This is a genomic window from Paenibacillus doosanensis, assembly GCF_025060755.1.
GTDB lineage: Bacteria > Bacillota > Bacilli > Paenibacillales > NBRC-103111 > Paenibacillus_S > Paenibacillus_S doosanensis.
Map to the genome: position 1 here is coordinate 17,306 of NZ_JANYUY010000029.1, position 21,035 is coordinate 38,340.

Genomic DNA, 21,035 nt, shown 5'->3' on the forward strand with positions numbered 1-21,035 from the left:
GTTTTTGCGGAGTGCCTTTTTTGCGATGCGGATACGAAGTTCGGACAAGGGGGCGCACTATGGTAAAAAACATAAGTATGGAAACCGTTAAATCGTCAGTCGACCTTGAAGAAATGGTCGGTCAATATCAGAAGCAGCTGGGCGAGGCGGCTTATGCCTATTTGGAAAAAAGAGGGATCGAGCAGGAGACGATCGAGCAGTACCGGATCGGATACGCCCCGGGCAAAATCGGGTTTCATGTCAGCGAGCATTTCGTCAGCGATTTTTTTGCCAACCGGATTATTATTCCCGTTACCAACGCGGACGAGGAGACCGTTGATCTGATAGGCAGGTCCATCGATCACCGCGAGCCGAAGTATAAAACCTTGATCGGCGTAGAGGATTACATGTTCAATGAGCAGATTCTCGCGGAAACCGAGGACGTTATTTTATGCAACGGCGTGTTTGACGTTCTCAGTCTGTACCAAGCCCGGTTGCCGGCGGTATGCGTACCCTATTGGTTCGGTTTTAAGGAACAGCATGCGGTCAAGCTGAGCGGCAAGCGCGTATTTATTTGTCTCGGAAACGATGAATTAGGCCGCCGGGAAAGTGTAAGAATACAGACCCTGCTTCACGAAACGGCGCAAGAAGCTTATATTGTGAATTTGCCGGAAACGATCCGCGATCTTAACGACTTCTTTGTCAGGGCGCAAAATCCGCTGGACACGTTCATGCAGATCTTGAATCATACGATGGAAGAAGCGATGCTGGTTCCGGTCGCGCCGGATGTGAAAAATTTGACGGTCTACGCCGAGGAGTACATGAAGCGGTACCGCGGACAAGTCTACGGGCTGTCCAGCGGATTCTACGGACTCGACAGGGCGCTTTACGGAGGGTTCCGCAGCGGGCTGTATCTGATATGCGGAGCCGCGTCGAGCGGCAAGACGATGCTGATGAAGCAGATGGCCGATCATATAGCCGGCTTGCAAAATCCGGTCGTATACGTATCGTGGGATATGACCGGCTTCGAGCTGTGGGCTCGCAGCATCGCCCGGACGCTTGGCGTCGAGCCGCAACAAATATTGAACGGCAAGCTGGACCCGGAACGAATCAACGAGGCGATCCAAAGCTATATGCCGGTCAGCAAAAATATGTGGACGCTCGAATGCTCGCCGGACACGACGCTGGACAAGGTGCTGGCCTCCATCGGGAAAATCGCCGGTTTGGCGGGCAAAACGCCCGTCGTCTTCATCGATCACTTGAAGCGGGTTCCCGTTCGGATGGTCCAGGATCATGCTCCCGCGGCGACCTTAACCGAGCGGCAGACGTATATCGCTTATGCCTTGAAGCAGTGGTCCAAGGAGAGCAGCGCCGTGATCGTCGCCGCATTGCCGGGAGAATACGAGCAGCAGCGCATTCCCGACGGAATGGAGGCCTGCGCGGACGTCATAATGATGTTGAAGCGTGAGGGGACGGCTCATCATGATAACGTTCACTCCGTATCGCTCGATCTGGTTAAAAACAGAAACGGCACTCCGGCGCATATTCCGCTCGATTTTCAGCAGCAAAAAGCCGTGTTTACGGAGCAATAAATTTTAAAGAAAAGGGCCGATGCGATGGCGGAAAATTTGAACGTGTTTCGTTCTACGCAGGTCATTATCGGGCAGGAGCTGCTGAAGCTTGGCTGTTCGCAAGCGATGGTCGAGCTGCTTAAAGAGCCGATGCGAGTTTTTACGATGCGCCGGCGGCGTCGAAGAGTCGTATTTTGAATGGGGCAAAACAACCAAGGATATTAATGGACGGAAGCGGAAGTGCATGCCAGAGCGCAAGAAGTGATGGAAAAAGGCTTTGAAAATGTCTATAATATTCGTATTGCGAGAAATGTCGATACGCGCTTGGCCGCTTATAGGGTCGGCGTTCGTAAAATGGCTGAAGCCGCCCGGTTCAGAGGGTAGGTTCATTATAATAATACGGCAGGTTTTTGACATGAAGCTCCTGCCGAACGAAAAGGCGGAGAACAGAACAGCAAGTCGGAGAGTTTACGTGCAGCCTTTGAAAATGGATTGTAACTTTTATCGTCATTCAGATGAATCCATTTTCAACAGCGGCCGGAGGCCGGTGTTCTTGTTCTTAACCTGAGAGTTCGCGCGCTTCTGTTATCAAAAACCGGGAATGGAGGGGGACACGTGAGCGTCTTTTCAGTCCTAGCGGCGGCGATAGCGCCCGGTGTCGCTCTATTGGCTTATTTTTACTTGAAGGATCGTTACGATACGGAACCTGTTCATCTTGTGATGAAAGTGTTTTTCTTCGGCGTGCTGCTTGTGTTTCCGGTCATGGTGCTGCAAAGGGCGTTCGTGCACGGGCTCGGCGACAATCCCTTTGTCTTCAGCTTTATCATTTCGGCCGGCGTCGAAGAGTTTCTCAAGTGGTTTCTTATTTATTTCGTGATATATAAGCACACTTCGTTCGACGAGCCTTATGACGGCATCGTATACGCCGTAGCCGGTTCGCTCGGTTTTGCTACGCTGGAGAACGTATTCTACGCCCTGCTCAACTCGGCCTCGATTTCCAGCTTGTTGTTCCGGGCTTTGCTCCCCGTATCGGGTCATGCGATGTTCGGGGTCATCATGGGATATCATCTGGGCAAGGCTAAATTTAATCCGGGTTTGACCAGAAGGCACTTGGCGTTATCCTTGATGCTGCCGATCTTCTGGCACGGAGTGTTCGATTATGTGCTTGCGACGACCAAAACGTACTGGATCTGGTTTATGATACCGCTCATGGCGTTCCTGTGGGTCCGCAGCCTGCGGAAGGTGAACCGGGCCAACGCCACCTCGCCTCTGCGCGTGGTTCGTTCCGAAGAGCAGGTTAAAATTTGACCGGTTTGTCTATACTTAGCAGTATAGATTCCAAAAAAACCGGAGGGTATGCATGGCGTTAAACGAAAGAGTGAAAGTAACTATCCGCTGCAACTGGTGCGGCGAGCGCTTTATCTTGAAAGGCAGGCGGGATAAAGGCAGAATCGATACGGGGTTCAAACAATGCATCTGCAACAACGAAAGTGATTTCGAAATCGAGCCTCACGATTTTTAACCGGAAAGCCGGCGCGGTCATCCTCTCGCTGAAGGGGGGAGACCGGCGCGGGCTTTTTTGACACACGTCACTTTTGGGGGATTTGTTCTGCTGCTATCATACTTAAGACAAAGCCGGTTTCTTATTCTGCTTAACAGCGTATTCGTGCATAAGACTTCTTCCTTGAGCGAAAACTAAAGCCAAGTTTGGCTGATGAAGGGAGATTTCACGAACATGTACAAAAGATTAAGCATCGTCATGTTTCCCGTCTTGCTGGTTGCCTTGATCGGAGCCGGGGTCTGGGGATATTTGGAGCATCAGGAGAAGAATGCTATATTGATCAAAGCGGAAAATCAATACCAGAGAGCCTTTCACGATCTGTCCTTCCATGTCGATAAGCTGCAAAGCGAGCTGGGCAATACGCTGGCTTACAATACGGCTTCCCAGGACAGCTACAGGAAGGGCCTTGTCAACGTATGGCGCATAACAAATCAGGCGCAAAGCGAAATCAATCAGCTGCCTTTATCTCTGCTGCCCTTCAACAAGACGGAAGAATTTTTGGCCAATATGGCCAATTTCTCGTACCGCGCGGCGACTCGCGATTTGAACAAGCAGCCGCTCTCCGAGGAAGAACTATCCAATCTCAATGCGCTGTATTCTCACGCGTCGGAGATTTCGACCGATCTGCGCGCGATGCAGACGAAAGTAATGCAGAACAATTTGCGCTGGATGGATGTGGAGACAGCGCTGGCGACGCAAAAGGAGCCGCTCGATAATACGATCATCGACGGGTTCCAGACTGTGGATAAGAAGGTCGCCGAATATTCCGACGTCAAATGGAGTCCCTCGGTATTAAGCGCGTTTCAGACGCGGGATATGAATATGCTGTCGGGCAGCGACGTTACAGCCGAGGAAATTCGGCAAAAAGCGGCGAAGTTCTTAAATACCGATGCCGCCTCGCTGCAGGTAGTAGAGAACGGGGCCGGGACGGAGTATCATTCCTTCAGCGTGTCCGCGCCCAGAAGCGACCGCCCGGACGGGATCCATATGGATTACAGCACCAAAGGCGGGCAATTGCTGTGGTTCTCCGCCTCGCGCGACGTTCCGGAGAAGAAGCTCGATCTGCGCCGGGCGCGCGATACGGCCGCCGAATTTCTGGACGGGCACGACTATAAAAATATGACGGCCGTCAGCTACGACGAATACAGCAACACCGCAAACATTACCTTTGCCAGCCGCAGCAACGACGTAATCAATTATCTGGACAAGGTTGCGGTCAAGGTCGCAATGGACAACGGCGAAATTTTGGGCATGCAGGCTAACGACTATGTGTTCGATCATAAAGAGCGCCAGCTTCAAGCGCCCAAATTAAAGGCCGAAGAGGCTCGCAAGGTGCTCAATCCGAACATGAAAGTAGATAGCGAAGCTATGGCTCTCATTCGCAACGACCTGCGGGAGGAAGTTCTCTGCTATCAATACACCGGCCGCATCAACGGCGGAGTGTACAGAGTCTATATTAACGGCGATACCGGCGTCGAGGAGAAAATAGAACGTTTGGGCAAAGACGAGCAGCAGGTCACCCAAACGTAAGCCGGAAGAGAGAAGGGGCTCGCGCAGCTCCTTCTTTTTTTGTGCGAGCGGCCGCCGTCAGCGGGTTCTGCGGTGCCGGGGCATTTTTTCGCTTCCCAATATGGAGCCGCATGTTATAATATTAAAGATAAAATAGTGCTTAGGTACTGGTTTTTGGTCAACATCACGGGGAGGTGCGCTTATTTGCTGCCGAAAGTTAATCAGATTTTACATATACAAATCAATTCGATCGACGAGGAAGAAGCCAAGCAGGAGTACAAGTCGAGAATCGCCGATATCAAGGACCGCGTCATCAGCATGGAGGTGCCCATCAACGAGCATACCGGAAGATTGAAACGGCTGTTTGCGGGAGACGAGATGTCGGCTTATTTCCTTACCGACGGCGGAATCAAAAACTATTTTACAACGTCCGTGCTCGGATTCTCCGACGATGTCATCCGCCTGGTTCATATTAAGAAGCCGGAGCCCGAGACGATCACGAAGGTGCAGCGGCGCAATTTTTTGCGGGTGCCCGCTGAGCTGGATATCGCCGTGACTTACTCCGAACAGCTGCAGTTCGTCGCCGTCACCGAGGACGTCGGGGGCGGAGGCGTATCGTTTCTGTGCGACGGCTACATTCCGCTGGCAGCACAGCAAACCGTTCAATGCTGGCTGCTTATCCAGTACAAGAACGGCATACTGGAACATGTTTCGTTCAAGGGGGAGCTTGTGCGGATCAAGCCGCTGGAAACCGGCAGGCAGCTGGTGATGCTGCAGTTTGCCGAGATCACGGATAGAGACAGACAAAAAATTATTCGATATTGCTTCGAACGCCAGCTGGAATTTCGTAAAAGATAGCGCATAATTTGTCGAAGGATGGACAAGCTACCACCAAAAGAATGCATTCTACGGAGTGGTAGCCATGAAACGAAACGAAAAGCCTAATGCTTCGGATAGGTACGAAGACCTATTTCTTATTTTTTCTTCCATTATTGAAATGTGGGCCAAACGAATACTCATTTTGCTGCTTTGTTTGCTGGTCGCATCGCAATTATTGCTGCAGGTGCCGTTTCTTCGCTATTATATGGTGAAGGTGGAGCAGTTGGAAGGAATCCCTTTTTTGCGTTCATCATGATAAGATTCGACGCTTTCGTGACGAAACGGCGTGAAGAGTTTTTTGCAATCCTTCTCTCACCTATGGTATAATTTTCTTTGGTCACAGGCAGGGCCTGTTTCGTTCTTCATTGTCTTCATCGTTTACTTTATTGCTTGGGAGGCCCGCGTTTTGGAAAAGATCAACATAGCTATAGATGGCCCGGCGGGGGCAGGGAAGAGCACGATTGCCCGCCTTGTCGCTAATGAGTTGGGATTTGTTTATGTCGATACCGGGGCCATGTATAGAGCCGTCACTTGGAGCATCCTGCAGCTTCATTTGCAGCCGGATCAGGAAACGGATGTGATAGCGGTCGCCAAACGGCTTGATATTCGTCTTGTGCCGGGGCAGGAAGGGCAGCAGGTGTTTGTCGACGGGCGGGATGTAACGGCGGATATTCGTTCCGCGGCCGTCACCGGCAATGTTTCGCGCGTTTCGCAGATTGCCGAGGTTCGCCGAATTTTGACGGACAAGCAGAAGCTGCTTGCGCAGGACAAGGGCGTCGTGATGGACGGCAGAGATATTGGAAGCCATGTGCTGCCGGATGCGGAATTGAAAATATTTTTGACTGCGAGCGTAAGAACCAGAGCGGAGAGACGTTACAAGGAAGTCCGGGACGACCGCGCGGACGTTACGCTGGAGCAGTTGGAGCGGGAGATCGCTTTGCGGGACCGCATGGACGAAGAGAGGGAGACCTCGCCGCTGGTTCAGGCAGCCGATGCCATCTTGCTGGATACGACGGAGATGAATATTTCTCAAGTGGTGGAACGCATTTTGGAGCTTTGCAGAGCTAAAGTCGGCGGAGGGAAGTAGCATGCTTTACTCGACGCTTCGCGCCATATTTCATTTTATTTTTCGAACCGTATTCCGCTTGAAGGTGATAGGAAAGGAAAACATTCCTGAAGGTGTTCCCGTTATTCTGTGCGCTAATCATACAAGCAATTTCGATCCTCCGTTTCTGGGGAGTCCGCTTGTAGGAAGGCGCGTGCATTATATGGCCAAGGCCGAGCTGTTCGATGTTCCGGTGCTGGGCTGGGTGCTTCCCAGAATCAGCGCATTCCCCGTCAAGCGCGGCGGCGTCAGCAAGGAATCGATCCGTTTGTCGCTGCAGCTGCTGAAGGAGAACAACATCATCGGCATTTTTCCGGAAGGCACGAGAAGCAATGCCGGAGGGATGGGCAAGAAAGGGGCCGCCATGCTGGCGCTGAAATCGGGCGCTACGGTGATTCCCGCCGCCATCGTCGGAGGCTATAAGCCGTTCAAACGGATGAAGCTCGTTTACGGCAAGCCGGTAGATATCAGCGAGTTCGCCGATGCCGGAGGAGAGGGTCTGGAGATGGCGACCGACAAAATCATGACCGTTATTAGAGCTATGGTCAAAGAGCACGAATCGAATTGAGAATATGTGGAATACTTAGAGAAACAATTAACCGCGCATTCTTTTCACGCCGGTAAATTATATAAGACAGCAGCAATTGTAACTACTATTTGTTAGGTTGCTAATCAAGGAGGGCATTGAACCATGTCAGAAGAGACAAACGTAGAGCAAAATGTGCAAGAGGAGCAAAATCAGCAAGAGGTATCCCAAGAGGAATCCATGGCCAATATGTCCGTGCTCAAAAAGGGAGATACCGTGAAAGGCAAAATCATTAAAGTCGACGACGATCAGGCATTCGTTGACGTTGGTTATAAGTACGACGGCGTCATTCCTGTGCGCGAGCTTTCTTCCGTTACTCTCGGTAACGCGGGCGAAGGCGTTCAAGTAGGCCAGGAAGTGGAACTGAAAGTACTGACTATCGACGACAACAAAGAAAAGCTGGTCTTGTCGAAACGCGTTGTGGACAGCGAGAAAGCTTGGGATCAGCTCCAAGCGGACATGGAGAACAAAACGATTATCGAAGCTGCGGTTGCCGAAGTGGTTAAAGGCGGTCTTGTCGTAGATATCGGCTTGAGAGGCTTTGTTCCCGCATCGATGGTAGAGCGTACGTTCGTTGAAGATTTCAGCGACTACAAAGGCCGCACGTTGCGTCTTCGCGTGAAAGAAATGGACCGCGAGAAAAACAAAGTGATCCTTTCTCAGAAAGACGTATTGGACGAAGAGTTCGAGGCCAAGAAGCAAGAAGTATTGGCTCAGCTGTCCGTCGGACAAGAACTGGACGGTACGGTACAACGCTTGACTCCGTTCGGCGCGTTCGTAGATATCGGCGGCATCGACGGTCTGGTGCATATTTCCGAAATGGCTTGGCATCATGTAGAAACTCCTTCCGAGGTTGTTAAAGAAGGCGACCAAGTGAAGGTGCAAATCTTGAAGCTGGATCCTGCTAACGAGCGCATCAGCCTGAGCATCAAAGCGACTCAACCGGGCCCTTGGCAAAAGGTGAACGACAGCTTCAAAATCGGCGATATCGTAACCGGAACCGTGAAGCGTCTTGCTCCGTTCGGCGCATTTGTTGAAGTGGCTCCCGGCGTTGAAGGCCTGGTTCACATTTCCCAAATTGCTCACCGTCACATCGCGACTCCTTTCGAAGTGCTGAAAGAAGGACAAGAAGTGAAAGTGAAAGTACTGGACGTTAACGCCGATGAGAAACGCATCAGCTTGAGCATCAAGGAAACCGAGGAAGCTCCTGCGGCTCCTGCTCCTAAAGCGGACAGACCGGCAAGAAACCAAAAAGAAACGGCCATTGCCGAAGAATATCAAAACCAAGGACTCAACCTCACTTTGGGCGAGAGATTCGGGGATAAATTAAGCAAATTCAAATAAGCAGTGATGAAATGAGGAAACAGGGTGCGGATACCTAGGAAGCTGGAGCATGTACATTATGCTCTACAGCTTGGTCAAAGCGGAAAGCAAGGCTTCTCCGACATCAAGCTGATTCATAATTGTATCCCTGAAGCTTCTACCGAGCTCATCACATTGCAAACTTCGATCGGCGAACTCAATTTGAGCTCGCCGATTATTGTTAATGCGATGACCGGGGGAGCCCAGGAAACGGAAGAGATTAACCGCGATCTGGCGGTTGCCGCCAGAGAGACGGGAATCGCAATGGCCGTCGGTTCCCAAATGTCGGCTTTGAAAAATCCGGAGGTGGCTTCAAGCTACAAAGTGGTGCGGGAGATGAACCCGTCCGGTCTTGTTTTCGGCAATTTGGGAAGCGAGGCGACGGTGGAGCAGGCGCTGCGGGCGGTAGATATGCTGCAAGCCGATGCGCTGCAAATTCATTTGAATGTGATGCAGGAGCTGATCATGCCGGAAGGAGACCGCGATTTTCGCGGTATGCTGGAGCGCATCGCTTCGATCGCCGATAAGGTCGGCGTCCCGGTCATCGTCAAGGAAGTTGGCTTCGGCATGGCCAAAGAAAGCGCGCTCGCTTTGATCGAGACAGGAGTTGCGGCAATCGACGTCGGAGGCTACGGAGGCACGAACTTCGCGGCTATCGAGAACGCGCGGCGCAAGCAGCCGATGGAGTGGCTGAACGATTGGGGATGCTCGACGGCTGTGGCGCTGCTGGAGTCTGCCGAGGCGCTCAAAGAGAGCCGGCACAACGGGCGGCAGATTGCCTTGATCGGCTCCGGCGGCATCCAAGGCAGCTTGGAGGTTGTTAAAGCACTGGCGCTCGGTGCGTCGGCGGTAGGCATTGCGGGAGCATTCCTGAGAACGCTGCGAACCGAAGGGGTGGATGCTCTGATCTCCCAGATCGGGCATATGCATCGGGAGCTTAAGCTGGTCATGACGGCGCTTGGCGCCCCGACAGTTGCGCAGCTGTGGAACGCGCCCGTCGTCCTCTCCGGAGAGACGGCTCAGTGGTGCTCGGCCAGAGGGATAAATATCCAAGAATACGCGGGTCGCACAGGATTGATAAAAATTACATAACCTAGCCATACTAAGAAACGAGCGGCTGGCCGTACATGCGGGCCATGCTTTTGAATACGGTACGTTCTTAGGTGGTGCGAATGAATCCAGGATACTTGTCCTTATTGCTTATGGTCGTAGCGCTGATTTTATTCGCAAGCGGCTGGAAAGACATTATTGTAAGAGGTATAACTTCAAAGGTCATACTTCTTTTTTTTGTTTGCTGGCTTGTCGCATCCCAATTGACTGTCCCCGCAGCCGGCGGCCGCGTCAATCTGTGCGTAGCGGTGCTGCTGTTTTTTGCCGCTTATACGTTGTGGACCATGCGCGGCTTCGTCTATCGTCTGCACATGCTTTCCGTAGGAGCCCTCCTCGGCTCGCTCTGCTTCTTCATGCAGGAGACGATTCATCTGATTCCCGCTTTATTTCTTGGAGGCACCGAGGTGTCCATCGCTTTGATCATCGGGCTGCTGGCCAGCGTCTTGATTCAGATCCCGTCCGTTCAATTGGCCGCTCTCTCCATCGGTTTACTGCTGGCCGAACTGTATCGGGGCTATCTGCATCAAGATTATGCGGGACTGCAGATCGGGTATCAGTCGTTCCAAGACCGCTGGTGGCTGACCGTCTTCATGAGCAGAAGCTTGTCGCTGATTACCGGTTTCGGGCTGCTGGCCTGTAAAAAAAGCGTCAATTGGATGACTGAAGGTATAAAGCGCAGAGGCGGCGGCGATAGTGAGTAAAAAGGGGGACACGGAATGTGGCAGTGGATTGCAGAGCAAAAATATACGGTAGGGATCATTATGGGGGTCATATTCGGTCTGCTGGCGAGATTGAGCATGCTGCAGACGGATTACCGGCAATACCCGACTTATCCTCACGGGAAAATTATTCACATTGCGCTTGGCGTTATCGCCGCAGGACTCGGCTCTGTGGCGGTGCCGTCGCTGCTGGATAAAAACTATACCGCGATCACCTTTTTGACCGTGGCGGCCCAGCAATTCCGCGATGTCCGCAATATGGAACGGCAAACGTTGTCGAAAATCGACAGCATGGAGCTTGTGCCGCGGGGGGCGACTTATATCGAAGGGATCGCCATGGTGTTCGAAGGCAGAAACTATATGGTCATATTCACCGCGTTCGTCGCCGCGCTGTTCAGCATCGTTTTTGCGTGGTATTGGGGCATTGTCGCCGGCATTGCCGCCATTTTGTTTACGAACCGGTTCAAGAGCGGCAAAAGCATTTCGCATATCGCCGACGTACAGAAGGGAGAAGTGCGCGTCGACGGACCGAATCTGTTCGTGGACGATATTTACATCATGAACCTCGGCTTGGAGGATACCCGGCAAAAAATAGCCGAACACGGAATCGGGCTCGTTGTCGTTCCCAAAAATCAGAACAGCCGGGTGACGATTGCCAATCTCGGGCAGCGCCAGGCTTTGCTTCACGACATATCGACGATACTCGGCGTCTACCGGGATGACGGGGAGCCGGCGCTGGTTCCTCTCGCCAAGCTGGATATTAATGACGGGAGATTGGCCGTTTTCCTGCTGCCGCAGATCAAAGACGCGGAAAAAGCGCGGCAAATTCTGTTGAACTCCCCGGTGCTGGAGAGCGCCGTCAGGCTGCCGTCGGAAGCGGATGTAACTGCAGAAGGTTAGGGAGGAATGCGCTATGGGCAAAATTATGGCGGTGGTCACGGCCGATAAGCAGCAGGTTGCAGGCGGAGCCCCGATTTTTTTCGTCAAGGATGCGGACGAGCTGCAAAAGGTGGCGTTCAAGCTGGAAAAAATTTTGGACGCCACCACTCACGATCTGGAGAACGGGACGCTGATTCTCGTGGATCATAAAAGTTCATCCTCATAATGGCAAGTCATAGATTCCATTGCTTTCAAGGAAAGCAAATGCTATGATGTAGATTGTGAAATTTTTCATGTTGCTTAACTGCGCAGCTAGGAAGGGAATGAAGTCAAGTGGCAAGACCCATAGTGGCCATAGTCGGCCGTCCGAATGTCGGTAAATCTACTATTTTCAACCGCGTTATCGGAGACAGGCTTGCGATTGTAGAAGATATGCCGGGGGTAACCCGTGACCGGCTATATGGAGTCGGAGAATGGCTGGATCGCGAATTCAGCGTTATAGATACCGGCGGTATTGAAATCGACGGGGACAATGAGATGTTGAAATCGATCCGCGTGCAAGCGGAATTGGCGATTGAGGAAGCGGATGTCATTATTTTCATGGTCGATGCGAAGGCCGGAGTGACGCCGTCCGATAACGAGGTGGCCGAGATTTTGTTCCGTGCGAAGAAACCGGTCGTTCTCGCTGTCAATAAGGTCGACAATATAAAGCGGCAAGACGATATTTACGAATTTTACAGCCTCGGCTTCGGCACCCCGTACGGCATCTCGGGCTCTCACGGCACAGGAATCGGCGATTTGCTGGACGAAGTCATCCATCACTTCCCGGATACGCACGACGAAGAGTACGGGGAAGAAGTGATCCGCGTAGCATTGATCGGCCGCCCGAATGTCGGCAAATCGTCGCTGACGAACGCAATTTTGGGTGAAGACCGGGTTATCGTCAGCGATGTGGCTGGGACGACGCGGGACGCAATCGATACGCCGTTTGAGCGGGACGGGCAAAAATACGTTATCATCGACACCGCCGGGATGAGAAAACGCGGCAAAGTGTACGAGAATACGGAGAAGTACAGCGTCATGCGCGCGCTGAAAGCGATTGAACGCGCCGATGTCGTTCTCGTGCTGATCAACGGCGAGGAAGGGATTATCGAGCAGGACAAACATATTGCCGGATACGCTCACGAAGCGGGCAAGGCGGCGATTTTCGTCGTGAACAAATGGGATGTCGTCGACAAGGACGATAAGACGATGCAGCAATTTACGCAAAAAATCCGCGATCATTTCCTGTTTATGACCTATGCGCCTATCGTGTTTCTGTCCGCCAAGACGAAGCAGCGCATCCACAAGCTTCTTCCGGTCGTCGATCAGGTGGCCGAGCAGCATGCTTTGCGTATTCAGACGCATCTATTGAACGACGTCATCTCCGATGCGGTAGCGATTAATCCGCCTCCGACCGATAAAGGCAGAAGGCTGAGAATCAATTACGCGACTCAGGTTTCGGTCAAACCTCCGACCTTCGTCTTCTTCGTGAACGATCCTGAATTAATGCATTTCTCGTATGAACGCTATTTGGAGAACAAAGTCCGGGCCGCATTCGGCTTCGAAGGAACCCCGCTAAGATTGTTCACGCGTAAAAAATCGGACGACGAATAGGGAGAGATCAGCGGTGCTTTTCGTTATTTCAATCATAATTGCTTATTTGCTGGGATCTATCAGTTTCAGTTATTTGGCGGGCAAGCTGCTCAAAGGGATCGATATCCGCGAGCACGGCAGCGGCAATGCGGGAGCTACGAACACGCTGCGGATTCTCGGGGTAGGACCCGCGGTGACGGTGCTTATCCTCGACGCGCTGAAGGGCGTAGCGGGCGTGCTGATCGGGCGCTGGCTGGGCGGCGGCGACGTTCTGATCGAAGCGCTGTGCGGACTGGCCGCCATCTCCGGTCATAACTGGCCGATTTATTTCGGATTCAGAGGCGGCAAGGGGATAGCCACTACGATCGGCGTTATGATTACCGTAGCTCCTATGGCCGTCGTCTACGCCGGCATCGTATGTATCTTGGCGATCGTACTCACCCGTTACGTTTCTCTCGGTTCTCTTCTGTTTACAGCCCTCTTACCATTATTTATCTGGTTCATGCAGGGACCGAAAGAAATTTTTTGGCTGAGCCTGTTTGTGTTTGTCTTCGCATGGTTCCGCCACCGCGGCAATATCGTCAAATTGGTTAAAGGTCAGGAAAGTAAAATCGGTTCCAAAAAATAATCCGGAGGTGTTGACTCATGCCTGGCAAAGTATCCGTCTTGGTTGCGGGAAGCTGGGGCACGGCGATTGCTTCTGTTTTGGCGGAGAACGATTCCGACGTATGGTTGTGGTCCAGAAATGAGCGGCAGGTGGCGGAGATTAACGCAGAGCACCGCAATCACCGGTTTCTCGACGATGTAGAGCTTTCGCCGCGGATTCGCGCCACGACCTCGATGGAGGAAGCGCTGCGCGGGGCAAAAGGCGTCTTCGTGGTGGCTCCTTCGTCCGCGATGCGGGAGGTAGCCAAGCAAATGCGGCCGTATCTCTCCAAGGAGACGATCCTGGTGCATGCGACGAAAGGTTTTGAAGCGGATACCTTGAAAAGAATGTCTACCGTGCTCGCCGACGAGCTTCCGGAATACGATGCTACGCGCATCGTCGTGCTGTCGGGTCCGAGCCATGCGGAGGAAGTCATCAAGCAGTGTCCGACAACGGTCGTCGTCGCCTCCGAACATGCTGAAGCGGCAGAAGAGGCGCAGGATCTGCTGATCAATTCGAGCTTTCGCGTGTATACCAACCCCGATGTCGTCGGCGTGGAAGTAGGCGGAGCGCTCAAAAATATCATTGCGCTCGGTGCGGGCCTCACCGACGGGCTCGGCTACGGAGATAACGCCAAGGCGGCGCTGCTGACGAGAGGGCTTGCGGAAATAAGCAGACTGGGCACCGCGATGGGCGGCAATCCGCTCACCTTTGCCGGTCTGGCCGGAATCGGCGATCTCGTCGTCACTTGCACCAGCAAGCATAGCCGTAATTGGCGGGCGGGCTACCTGATCGCGCAGGGGCATCCTCTGGATGACGTGCTCAAGCAGATGGGGATGGTTGTCGAAGGCGTCAAAACGACGCAAGCGGCTTACAAGCTGTCGCGTCAATACGATGTGACGATGCCGATTGCCGACGAGCTGTACGAGGTGCTGTTCAACGGGAAAACGGCGGCGGCGGCGGTAGAGGATTTGATGGGGCGCGGACGCACCCATGAGCTTGAGGAAGTAGCCAAGCCTGTGCAAACAAAATGGTTCGGGTAGTTATGCGCCTACACGGTTCATGACCGCGGTTCATACAATACCTTAGGTTCATAACCCCTTTAGAGGGCTATGAGGTTAAGGAGGGACAGGACAGTGGCCGACAAACATACGCCAAAAGACATTTTGAATGCCGTAAAAAAGAAAACCGGAAAAAATGTGAGCGAAAAAGATATTTATAAGCTGGCGAGCGGCGTTAAGCCTTCCACGATGCAAAGCGAAGCGCAGCTGCGGCAGTTGATCAAGCAAGTATCCGGTCTGGTGAACGTACCGGTGTCCGAATCGACCATCAATGAGATCATACAATCGGTGAAGGGCAGCAAGAACGGCAATACGATGGAGCAGCTTATGAAGCTGATTTCAAAAAAATAACAGTTTCGTGGCATAAGCGTCCTTCGGGCGCGCTTATGCTTTTTTTATGTTATAATAGCAAAGAATATTTTGGGTGTTTTCGATCATACATAATAATTCATTCGATAGGGGTCGTAGTTCATGTCTTCGATGGATAAAATGTGGGCGTCGTTTATCGCAATCGGGTTGATGGTGTTCGCATCTTTGATCATTTCTTTTGCCAGAACGAGAACGAAGGGCGTTCTTCGGGCGGTATTGTCGATCATCGCTTTTTTAATGTTTATTCCGATTTTGCTGTACATGCTGGTTTCATTGCTCTAGACCGGCTGCCGCCGCAAAGATCGCCCGCAAGAGGCTTTCATACGTATTGGAGGGTATAACATCTATGATTACGTTGATTGGACGCAAGGTCCGCAAGGAAGTAGAGAGAGAAGGCGGATTGACGATTCTGGATCTCGCCATGAAGCATGGCGTCGATTGGTCGTTCTCTTGCACCCGGGGCACCTGTGCCAGATGCAGATGCTTGATTAAAGAAGGAAGCGGGCTGCTAAGCGAGCCGACGGACGCCGAGCTGGACCGGCTGGAGCCGGAAGAGATCGAAGCCGGGTTTCGTCTTGGCTGCCAAGCTGTCGTCAAACAGGACGGGCCTGTGACGGTGCAGTATAAGCCTTATTTTTAAATGTAAGAAAAGGGGATTGTCGTGGAAGGTATAGACAAGCTGGGGGATGCGCTGAAGATGCTGCTTGCCGATTTGAGCCGCGTGGAAGAGCCTTGGCTGATCGGGGGCAGCTGCGGTTTGCTAATGCAGGGAGTTTCTCTGGCGCAGGCGCCCAGAGATTTGGATATGTACGCCGACCGGGCCGGAGCGGCGGCCATCCATAGCGCTTTGCTGGCCTATTCGGTCGATGAGCAGCAGGAAGACCGTTCCTCCATGTATTGTTCCGTCTTAAGCCATTACCGTCTATCCGGCATTACGCTGGAGCTGGTCGGGGACTTCGAAGTGACGGCGCATGACAGCGTCTATCGTGTGGAGACGGACTATTTGTACAAGGAGCTGGCGGCGTCGTACCCGCTCGCAGACAGTGCGGGAAAACCGCTTAAGCTGATGCCGCTTGAGCACGAGCTGATCTTCAATCTGCTCAGGGACCGGCCTGACCGGTATGAAGCCATAGCCAGAGTGATGGCGGGCCGATACGGCGGATGGACGAAAGCGCTGGATCAGCTCGTGGCGCGCAATCGGCTAAGCGACGCGCTCGTCTCCCGTTTGCAGCGTCTGCTGCAAGGATGACTCGGAAGGAAAAGGAGAACGGCAGATGGCTCGCGTAACGTTTTTGCCGGACGGCAAATCGGTTGAAGTGCGCCCGGGAACGACTCTGCTCGATGCGTCCCGCCGGGCGAGGGTTACGATCCGCACCCGCTGCGGGGGAAAAGCCGCCTGTCTGATGTGCAAAGTGACGGCGGGCGATCAAGGATTGGCCGCCGCCAATCAGAACGAACGTTTAAAGCTCGGCGGTCTGCTGGAGCAGGGATTCCGGCTTGCTTGCCAAGCCAAAGTGACGGGCGATTGTCTCATCACTTTGCCCGAGGACCCGCTGAAAGCGGCCGTAAGAAAGCAGCTGGAGCGGCAGCAGGAGGAAGAATAACCGATGAAATGGAAGCTACGGAAAGCATGGGCGCCGATTTGGATGCTGACGGCGTTCATATTGCTCTCGGGCTGCATGTATCCGAAGGAGCAGCTCAAACAAAATCAGGTCGCATCCGGCGAATACGTCGTCGTCGTACAAAATGCGGTCGATCAGTTTCATACTAAAACCGGCGTGCTGCCTATCAAAAACAGCGATCAAATGACGCCGCTTTACGAGAAATACCCGATCGATTTCAAAAAGCTCAAGGAACGCGGGCTGATCTCGAACATCCCGGCCAACGCTTTTGAAAACGGCGGTACGGCCATTTATGTGCTCGTCGATGTGGAAACGAAGCCTACGGTCAAAATGATGGATTTGACATCGTTCCAGCTGACGGTAGAGCTGCAAAAGCAGGTGGATGAGTACAAGTCGAAAAATAACGGAAAGCTGCCTCTGGGCGAACCCGTGGCTCCGTCGTATTTCCGGATCGATTTTGCCCAAATGAACAAAAAGCCGTTGCAGGCAAGCAGCATGTACACGCGGCAGGTGATGCTGCCTTTACTGATCGACGAAACGGGACGGGTATCTATCGATTATTCGGAAGAAATTATGCGCCTTATCGACAAAAAATCGCTTCAAAGCAGCTTGAAGCCGGATCAGGACTTAAGAGAGCTGCTCGTGCAGGAATCCTACTATGTTCCGGCGCGCACAGGCCCCTATCATTGGCTGAACGGACAGCCGACGCCGGTTCTCGAATAGTCCGGCGCAGCCGAGCCTCTATTAACCTTTACAAGGGAGATAGAGGCTTTTTGCCGTTTCCTCCGAGCCGGCCCGCCTTCCGCGAGTCCCTGTAAGGGGACTTTTTTCGTTTGTCCAAGAATATCAAGCGGCAACCGTTCATATATTCACAAAGAGATGAAGCCGCGGTGGGTTGCCGTTGTCAAACAAGGAGTGATTTGAAAATAAAATATATGATTTCGAATCATCATATTTTGTTAGCTAGTACATATATTTTTACTAGTCCAAAAAGCATGTGTACGAGTTTCGTCTTAAACAACCTGTAGGAGGGATTCTCATTGGAAAAAGTGGATATCTTTAAGGACATTGCAGAGCGTACTGGCGGGGATATTTACCTGGGGGTCGTTGGAGCGGTCCGTACGGGGAAATCAACGTTTATCAAGCGCTTTATGGAATCGATCGTGCTGCCCAACATTCAAAACGAGGCCGATCGTATCCGGGCGACGGATGAATTGCCACAAAGCGCGGCGGGCCGGACCATTATGACGACGGAGCCGAAATTCGTACCGAACAATGCAGTACAGCTGCATGTTGCTGAAGGACTGAATGTCAATGTTCGTCTCGTGGACTGCGTCGGCTACGTAGTCGAAGGGGCGAAAGGGTATGAGGACGAGAACGGCCCGCGGATGATCAATACCCCTTGGTTCGACGAAGCGATCCCGTTCCAGGAGGCAGCCGAGATCGGAACGCGCAAAGTGATTCAGGAGCATGCGACGCTCGGCGTCGTCATTACGACTGACGGCTCGATCGCCGAAATTCCGCGCTCTTCTTATGTCGATGCGGAAGCAAGGATTATTTCCGAGCTGAAGGAAGTCGGCAAACCGTTCATCGTGATCGTCAACTCCACCAAGCCTAACGGCGAAATCGCCCAGGAGCTTCGCGGCGAGCTGCAAGCGAGTCACGACGTTCCCGTAGTGGCCATGAGCGTAGCGAATATGAATGAAGACGATATGATTTCCGTGCTTCGCGAAGTGCTCTACGAATTCCCTGTTCACGAAGTTAACGTCAACCTGCCAAGCTGGGTTATGGTGCTGGAGGAAAACCACTGGCTTCGTTCCCACTTTGAAAATTCCGTCCGCGAGACGGTGCAGGATATCCGCAGACTTCGCGACGTGGACCGTGTGGTCAGCCACTTCGAGGAATACGAATTTATCGATAAAGCGGCGCTGGCCGGCATGAATATGGGGCAAGGCGTGGCCGAGATCGATCTGTACGCTCCCGACGAGCTGTACGATCGCATCTTGATGGAAGTCGTCGGGGTCGAAATCCGCGGCAAGGATCATCTCTTGCAGCTGATGCAGGAATTCAGCCACGCCAAGCGCGAGTACGACCATTTTGCCGAAGCGCTTGAAATGGTCAAAACGACCGGCTACGGCATTGCGCCGCCGACGCTCGCCGAGATGGCTTTGGATGAGCCGGAGCTGATCCGTCAAGGCTCGCGCTTCGGGGTGCGCCTGAAGGCGACGGCGCCGTCGATTCATATGATCCGCGTCGACGTCGAATCCGAGTTTTCGCCGATCATCGGTACGGAGAAGCAGAGCGAGGAGCTGGTGCGCTACCTGATGCAGGATTTCGAGGACAATCCGCTCAAAATATGGGAATCCGATATTTTCGGCAGATCGCTGCATTCCATCGTCCGCGAAGGCATTCAGGGCAAGCTGGCTATGATGCCCGACAACGCCCGGTACAAATTGCAGGAGACGCTCGGGCGCATCATCAACGAAGGCTCCGGCGGCCTGATCGCAATCATTTTGTAATAAATTTCACCAAATACAGGAGAAAATGCACTCTTGCGGGTGCATTTTTTCGTTTTGACTTGAAAAAGTGTGTGCCGTGTATTACTATAGTCTTGATTTATCGCATAGGAATAGCAAAGTTTGGTAATCCGGACGGACTTCCGCTGCGATAAAGATAGCCGCTTTTTTGGGGGCCGGAAAGCTGCCGGTAAAGGCTTCACTCAAGGTTTTAGCGCGCTTGCATGTATATTTTTGAACTTTTCGGTTAACAAAGGAAGTAACAGGAAAAATCGTCAATACGGCGTACTTCTCTTTTGCTAAGAACCGTCTTGAAATTAAGTTTTGGGGGGAGGTGAATGGCATGAATAAATCTGAATTGATTAACAAGGTGGCAGAAACCAGCGAGCTTTCCAAGAAGGATGCTACTAAAGCGGTTGAGGCTGTTTTTGAAGCGATCTCCGAAGCTCTGCAAAGCGGGGATAAAGTGCAACTGGTAGGATTCGGAAATTTCGAAGTTCGTGAACGTTCCGCTCGTAAAGGACGCAATCCGCAAACGGGTGAAGAAATCGAAATTCCATCCAGCAAAATCCCGGCTTTCAAACCGGGTAAAGCTCTGAGAGACGGAATCCAATAAGCAAGCGTAAGTACATAAGTCTTACGGCTATTTCGATAGCATAACACCCGAATCGTGAAGGTTCGGGTGTTTATATTTCCGGCCAAAAAAATCTTCATCAATACTTTACAAATCGGGCCCGGCCATCTTATAATAATACTTGTTTACATGACAATCGGGGTATGGCGCAGCCTGGTAGCGCGCACCCTTGGGGTGGGTGAGGTCGCACGTTCGAATCGTGTTACTCCGACCATGAAAAAGACATCGTAAAATCGGTGTCTTTTTGTTTTGAATAGCCGCGGTTAGATGAATGAGGGGGCTTACTAGAGTGAGAGAGAAAGCAAGAATGTGGCTTGCGTCCAACGACTGGACCATGTACGGCATCATTGTTTCGATTTTCCTGGTTTGGCGGATCGGCGTCGTGGGCAACTGGAGCACGGCCTGCTGGGTGCTGCTGATGATTTGCTTATTGGGAGTCCGCAAAGATCAAACCGATGTCGATTGGAAACGTTTTTTTATTTTCGGCCTGCCGCTGCTGGGCGTATTTTATTATTTCTACGGCTCGGGCAACGGGCTGTGGTGGAAGATCGCCAATTGGATGTTCGAAAACAACCGCCATCCGTGGACTTGGGACAGCATGATGAACAGCATCCCCTTCAACGACGGCGCATGGACCCGAATCATCGCCCGCCCTCGCTTGGACAACTGGATGGTGTGGGTATATAACTACGGCTTCGTTCTGTCGCTGTGGGTTTGCATCGTGCGCAGCTTCTGGACCAAAAGCGTCAAGAAGATGATGTCTTACGCTTTGTCGGGGCATTTGCTGCAGTTCCCGCTTATACTGCCGTTTTACAATTTGATTTTGCTGCGCGAAGTGTGGTGGGTCAAAGGACAGCCCGACCTGCTGGGACGCCAGTTTGCGACGGAGAACGATCTGCTCGTCAATGTCATGAACTGCTTCCCGAGCATGCATACGTCGATCTCCTTTGCGATGCTGCTTTTGGCTCTGCGCGAAAAGGATCGGATTTTTAAATACATGATGGTCGCATACTGCTCGGCAATTATTTTCTCGACGCTGTATTTGCAAATTCACTGGGTGCTTGACGTGATCGCCGGAATGGCGTTCGCTTACTTGATCGTGAAGCTGGCCGACCTGTTGATCGGCGTGGCGACCCGTTTGCTGCCGCAGCGCTTCAAAGGCTTCTACAGCAAAAAGAAAGACAATGCATACGCAACAGACACCATGGCTGCCTGACGGGCGGCTTTTCTTTTGCCGCCGGCAACAGTTGACAACGGGACTGTTTTTCTGCATCATACAAGTAAAGACGCTG

General features: G+C 52.4%; 26 protein-coding genes, 1 tRNA gene and 1 pseudogene. All 28 read left to right on the top strand.

Going from position 1 to position 21,035, the window contains the following annotated elements; genetic code table 11:
* The first annotated feature begins 59 nt into the window (after window positions 1–59).
* On the top strand, window positions 60–1,571 hold the full coding sequence (locus tag N0M98_RS20040; protein WP_259618947.1) for a DnaB-like helicase C-terminal domain-containing protein: 1,512 nt from the start codon (window positions 60–62) through the stop codon (window positions 1,569–1,571).
* A gap of 24 nt (window positions 1,572–1,595) precedes the next feature.
* A complete protein-coding gene (locus N0M98_RS20045; protein ID WP_259618981.1) occupies window positions 1,596–1,748 on the top strand; it encodes a hypothetical protein in 153 nt (50 codons plus the stop codon).
* A pseudogene (locus N0M98_RS20050) lies at window positions 1,705–1,934 on the top strand (glutamate dehydrogenase); the annotation flags it as partial. The gene N0M98_RS20045 and the pseudogene N0M98_RS20050, both read left to right, overlap by 44 nt.
* Window positions 1,935–2,165: 231 nt before the next feature.
* Window positions 2,166–2,858 carry a glutamic-type intramembrane protease PrsW gene (gene prsW, locus N0M98_RS20055; RefSeq protein WP_249864146.1) on the top strand — a complete coding sequence of 231 codons (693 nt, stop codon included), beginning with the start codon at window positions 2,166–2,168 and terminating at the stop codon, window positions 2,856–2,858.
* Between the two features lie 52 nt (window positions 2,859–2,910).
* Window positions 2,911–3,072, top strand: coding sequence for a hypothetical protein (locus tag N0M98_RS20060; RefSeq protein WP_249864145.1), 162 nt, complete (start codon window positions 2,911–2,913; stop codon window positions 3,070–3,072).
* A 213-nt stretch (window positions 3,073–3,285) separates the two neighbouring features.
* Window positions 3,286–4,641: a germination protein YpeB gene (gene ypeB / locus N0M98_RS20065; RefSeq protein WP_259618948.1), complete on the top strand. Its 1,356-nt coding sequence runs from the start codon at window positions 3,286–3,288 to the stop codon at window positions 4,639–4,641.
* 183 nt (window positions 4,642–4,824) lie between these two features.
* Window positions 4,825–5,478: a flagellar brake protein gene (locus N0M98_RS20070; RefSeq protein WP_249864143.1), complete on the top strand. Its 654-nt coding sequence runs from the start codon at window positions 4,825–4,827 to the stop codon at window positions 5,476–5,478.
* 64 nt (window positions 5,479–5,542) lie between these two features.
* The gene (locus tag N0M98_RS20075; RefSeq protein ID WP_259618949.1) at window positions 5,543–5,755 is read left to right on the top strand and encodes a hypothetical protein; all 213 of its coding nucleotides are present in this window, start codon (window positions 5,543–5,545) and stop codon (window positions 5,753–5,755) included.
* Between the two features lie 150 nt (window positions 5,756–5,905).
* Window positions 5,906–6,586, top strand: a complete 681-nt coding sequence (gene cmk / locus N0M98_RS20080; RefSeq protein ID WP_249864141.1) for a (d)CMP kinase — start codon at window positions 5,906–5,908, stop codon at window positions 6,584–6,586.
* A 1-nt stretch (window position 6,587) separates the two neighbouring features.
* Window positions 6,588–7,172 carry a lysophospholipid acyltransferase family protein gene (locus tag N0M98_RS20085; RefSeq protein WP_249864140.1) on the top strand — a complete coding sequence of 195 codons (585 nt, stop codon included), beginning with the start codon at window positions 6,588–6,590 and terminating at the stop codon, window positions 7,170–7,172.
* Between the two features lie 123 nt (window positions 7,173–7,295).
* Window positions 7,296–8,534, top strand: coding sequence for a 30S ribosomal protein S1 (gene rpsA / locus N0M98_RS20090; protein ID WP_249864139.1), 1,239 nt, complete (start codon window positions 7,296–7,298; stop codon window positions 8,532–8,534).
* 24 nt (window positions 8,535–8,558) lie between these two features.
* Complete coding sequence (gene fni / locus N0M98_RS20095) at window positions 8,559–9,644, top strand: type 2 isopentenyl-diphosphate Delta-isomerase (RefSeq protein ID WP_259618950.1); 1,086 nt, start codon at window positions 8,559–8,561, stop codon at window positions 9,642–9,644.
* An 80-nt stretch (window positions 9,645–9,724) separates the two neighbouring features.
* Window positions 9,725–10,363: a hypothetical protein gene (locus N0M98_RS20100; RefSeq protein WP_259618951.1), complete on the top strand. Its 639-nt coding sequence runs from the start codon at window positions 9,725–9,727 to the stop codon at window positions 10,361–10,363.
* A gap of 15 nt (window positions 10,364–10,378) precedes the next feature.
* The gene (locus tag N0M98_RS20105) at window positions 10,379–11,281 is read left to right on the top strand and encodes a YIEGIA family protein (RefSeq protein ID WP_249864136.1); all 903 of its coding nucleotides are present in this window, start codon (window positions 10,379–10,381) and stop codon (window positions 11,279–11,281) included.
* Window positions 11,282–11,294: 13 nt separating this feature from the next.
* On the top strand, window positions 11,295–11,486 hold the full coding sequence (locus tag N0M98_RS20110; RefSeq protein ID WP_249864135.1) for a capping complex subunit for YIEGIA: 192 nt from the start codon (window positions 11,295–11,297) through the stop codon (window positions 11,484–11,486).
* 107 nt (window positions 11,487–11,593) lie between these two features.
* Window positions 11,594–12,916 (top strand): ribosome biogenesis GTPase Der, encoded by a 1,323-nt coding sequence (gene der, locus N0M98_RS20115; RefSeq protein WP_249864134.1) that lies wholly within the window; start codon window positions 11,594–11,596, stop codon window positions 12,914–12,916.
* Between the two features lie 13 nt (window positions 12,917–12,929).
* Window positions 12,930–13,523 carry a glycerol-3-phosphate 1-O-acyltransferase PlsY gene (plsY, locus tag N0M98_RS20120; RefSeq protein WP_249864133.1) on the top strand — a complete coding sequence of 198 codons (594 nt, stop codon included), beginning with the start codon at window positions 12,930–12,932 and terminating at the stop codon, window positions 13,521–13,523.
* Between the two features lie 17 nt (window positions 13,524–13,540).
* A complete protein-coding gene (locus N0M98_RS20125; protein WP_259618952.1) occupies window positions 13,541–14,584 on the top strand; it encodes an NAD(P)H-dependent glycerol-3-phosphate dehydrogenase in 1,044 nt (347 codons plus the stop codon).
* Window positions 14,585–14,653: 69 nt separating this feature from the next.
* A complete protein-coding gene (locus tag N0M98_RS20130) occupies window positions 14,654–14,953 on the top strand; it encodes a stage VI sporulation protein F (RefSeq protein WP_249864131.1) in 300 nt (99 codons plus the stop codon).
* Between the two features lie 120 nt (window positions 14,954–15,073).
* Window positions 15,074–15,253, top strand: coding sequence for a DUF2768 family protein (locus N0M98_RS20135; protein WP_249864130.1), 180 nt, complete (start codon window positions 15,074–15,076; stop codon window positions 15,251–15,253).
* Window positions 15,254–15,317: 64 nt separating this feature from the next.
* Window positions 15,318–15,611, top strand: a complete 294-nt coding sequence (locus N0M98_RS20140) for a 2Fe-2S iron-sulfur cluster-binding protein (RefSeq protein WP_259618953.1) — start codon at window positions 15,318–15,320, stop codon at window positions 15,609–15,611.
* Window positions 15,612–15,632: 21 nt separating this feature from the next.
* Window positions 15,633–16,220: a nucleotidyltransferase family protein gene (locus tag N0M98_RS20145; protein WP_259618954.1), complete on the top strand. Its 588-nt coding sequence runs from the start codon at window positions 15,633–15,635 to the stop codon at window positions 16,218–16,220.
* Between the two features lie 25 nt (window positions 16,221–16,245).
* Window positions 16,246–16,575 carry a 2Fe-2S iron-sulfur cluster-binding protein gene (locus tag N0M98_RS20150; RefSeq protein WP_259618955.1) on the top strand — a complete coding sequence of 110 codons (330 nt, stop codon included), beginning with the start codon at window positions 16,246–16,248 and terminating at the stop codon, window positions 16,573–16,575.
* A 3-nt stretch (window positions 16,576–16,578) separates the two neighbouring features.
* Window positions 16,579–17,316, top strand: a complete 738-nt coding sequence (locus N0M98_RS20155; RefSeq protein ID WP_259618956.1) for a YphF family lipoprotein — start codon at window positions 16,579–16,581, stop codon at window positions 17,314–17,316.
* A gap of 317 nt (window positions 17,317–17,633) precedes the next feature.
* Window positions 17,634–19,112 carry a stage IV sporulation protein A gene (gene spoIVA, locus N0M98_RS20160; protein ID WP_249864125.1) on the top strand — a complete coding sequence of 493 codons (1,479 nt, stop codon included), beginning with the start codon at window positions 17,634–17,636 and terminating at the stop codon, window positions 19,110–19,112.
* Between the two features lie 340 nt (window positions 19,113–19,452).
* On the top strand, window positions 19,453–19,725 hold the full coding sequence (gene hbs / locus N0M98_RS20165; RefSeq protein ID WP_249864124.1) for a non-specific DNA-binding protein Hbs: 273 nt from the start codon (window positions 19,453–19,455) through the stop codon (window positions 19,723–19,725).
* A gap of 155 nt (window positions 19,726–19,880) precedes the next feature.
* Window positions 19,881–19,957, top strand: a tRNA-Pro gene (locus N0M98_RS20170).
* A 75-nt stretch (window positions 19,958–20,032) separates the two neighbouring features.
* A complete protein-coding gene (locus tag N0M98_RS20175; protein WP_249864123.1) occupies window positions 20,033–20,959 on the top strand; it encodes a phosphatase PAP2 family protein in 927 nt (308 codons plus the stop codon).
* Window positions 20,960–21,035 lie beyond the last annotated feature (76 nt).

What these genes read in the sequence shown, in the direction of transcription:
- N0M98_RS20040 (WP_259618947.1), top strand. Translation starts at nt 60, where the DNA reads ATGGTAAAAAACATAAGTATGGAAACCGTTAAATCGTCAGTCGACCTT.
- N0M98_RS20045 (WP_259618981.1), top strand. Translation starts at nt 1,596, where the DNA reads ATGGCGGAAAATTTGAACGTGTTTCGTTCTACGCAGGTCATTATCGGG.
- N0M98_RS20060 (WP_249864145.1), top strand. Translation starts at nt 2,911, where the DNA reads ATGGCGTTAAACGAAAGAGTGAAAGTAACTATCCGCTGCAACTGGTGC.
- ypeB (WP_259618948.1), top strand. Translation starts at nt 3,286, where the DNA reads ATGTACAAAAGATTAAGCATCGTCATGTTTCCCGTCTTGCTGGTTGCC.
- N0M98_RS20075 (WP_259618949.1), top strand. Translation starts at nt 5,543, where the DNA reads ATGAAACGAAACGAAAAGCCTAATGCTTCGGATAGGTACGAAGACCTA.
- N0M98_RS20085 (WP_249864140.1), top strand. Translation starts at nt 6,588, where the DNA reads ATGCTTTACTCGACGCTTCGCGCCATATTTCATTTTATTTTTCGAACC.
- rpsA (WP_249864139.1), top strand. Translation starts at nt 7,296, where the DNA reads ATGTCAGAAGAGACAAACGTAGAGCAAAATGTGCAAGAGGAGCAAAAT.
- N0M98_RS20100 (WP_259618951.1), top strand. Translation starts at nt 9,725, where the DNA reads ATGAATCCAGGATACTTGTCCTTATTGCTTATGGTCGTAGCGCTGATT.
- N0M98_RS20105 (WP_249864136.1), top strand. Translation starts at nt 10,379, where the DNA reads ATGTGGCAGTGGATTGCAGAGCAAAAATATACGGTAGGGATCATTATG.
- N0M98_RS20110 (WP_249864135.1), top strand. Translation starts at nt 11,295, where the DNA reads ATGGGCAAAATTATGGCGGTGGTCACGGCCGATAAGCAGCAGGTTGCA.
- N0M98_RS20125 (WP_259618952.1), top strand. Translation starts at nt 13,541, where the DNA reads ATGCCTGGCAAAGTATCCGTCTTGGTTGCGGGAAGCTGGGGCACGGCG.
- N0M98_RS20130 (WP_249864131.1), top strand. Translation starts at nt 14,654, where the DNA reads ATGAGGTTAAGGAGGGACAGGACAGTGGCCGACAAACATACGCCAAAA.
- N0M98_RS20135 (WP_249864130.1), top strand. Translation starts at nt 15,074, where the DNA reads ATGTCTTCGATGGATAAAATGTGGGCGTCGTTTATCGCAATCGGGTTG.
- N0M98_RS20140 (WP_259618953.1), top strand. Translation starts at nt 15,318, where the DNA reads ATGATTACGTTGATTGGACGCAAGGTCCGCAAGGAAGTAGAGAGAGAA.
- N0M98_RS20150 (WP_259618955.1), top strand. Translation starts at nt 16,246, where the DNA reads ATGGCTCGCGTAACGTTTTTGCCGGACGGCAAATCGGTTGAAGTGCGC.
- N0M98_RS20155 (WP_259618956.1), top strand. Translation starts at nt 16,579, where the DNA reads ATGAAATGGAAGCTACGGAAAGCATGGGCGCCGATTTGGATGCTGACG.
- hbs (WP_249864124.1), top strand. Translation starts at nt 19,453, where the DNA reads ATGAATAAATCTGAATTGATTAACAAGGTGGCAGAAACCAGCGAGCTT.